At 66.2% G+C, this 939-nt stretch carries 1 protein-coding gene; it reads right to left on the bottom strand.

Annotated features, from left to right (window positions below; all coding sequences use genetic code 11):
* Positions 1 to 294 precede the first annotated feature (294 nt).
* Positions 295 to 939: phosphate signaling complex protein PhoU (phoU, locus tag CJ177_RS35805; RefSeq protein WP_143548774.1), on the bottom strand; the 645-nt coding region annotated here is incomplete at its 5' end.

Raw genomic sequence — 939 nt, 5'->3', positions numbered from 1 at the left:
AGGCCCACACCAGACCCCACCGCACCACATTCAGCTCAGCGACGACGAATACACCCGCGCCCACGCCGCCGCCCGCACCGCCGGCCAGAACCTCGAAACCTCCGGTCCACGACCGCATCACCGACGCCCTCGAACAACCCGAATAGCAGGTTCAGTCGGGGGTGAAGAACAGTTCCATCCCGATCATGAACCACGCCTCCATTGCCGCCATCGGCACGAACGAACACACCAACGGGTAGGGCGAAGTCCACACTCGGATCGGCCGCGGCGATGCGGCCCCGTGACGGCGACGACCTACGGGGTCATCTGTTCCCCGGTGACGAGGAAAATCACCCGGCGCCCGACCACAACGGCATGGTCACCGAAGCGCTCGTAGAAACGCCCCAACAACGTGACATCGACCGCGGCCGGGATGGTGCCGGTCCAGGCCGGATCCTCGATCAAGGTGAGCAGCCGTCGATGCAAGTCGTCGAGCTCGTCATCGCGTCTACCGATCTCAGCGGCCAGCTCCGGATCATGCGTGCGCAGAACCCGCTCGGCGAGGCCGGCCAACTCCGCCGCCACCCGCCCCATATGGAAGAGCAACTCCTCCGCCTCACCGGAAGCGACGTGCTCGGGATGACGCCGGCGGACACTTTCGGCCACATGCTGCACCAACCCACCCATCCGGCTCAGATCCGCCACCAGGTGCACACCCGTGACAACCTGACGCAGATCACGCGCCACCGGGCCCTGCAACGCCAACAACGCCATCGCCAGGTCCTCGCACGGACCGCGCAACTCCTCGATCTGATCGTTCAGATCGAACACCCGCTCCGCCAGGCTCAGGTCAGCGCGCACCAGGGCCTCGGTCGCCACCTGCACCGCATCCCCGGCCAGCCGGCACATCGACGCCAGACGGTCCGTCAGCTCGTCGAGCTGCTCGTGAAACTTCATCCG

The sequence above is a fragment of the Rhodococcus sp. ACPA1 genome, from assembly GCF_002300195.1.
GTDB classification, from domain to species: Bacteria; Actinomycetota; Actinomycetes; order Mycobacteriales; family Mycobacteriaceae; genus Rhodococcus_F; species Rhodococcus_F opacus.
This window is presented reverse-complemented; position numbering and strand designations above follow the sequence as displayed.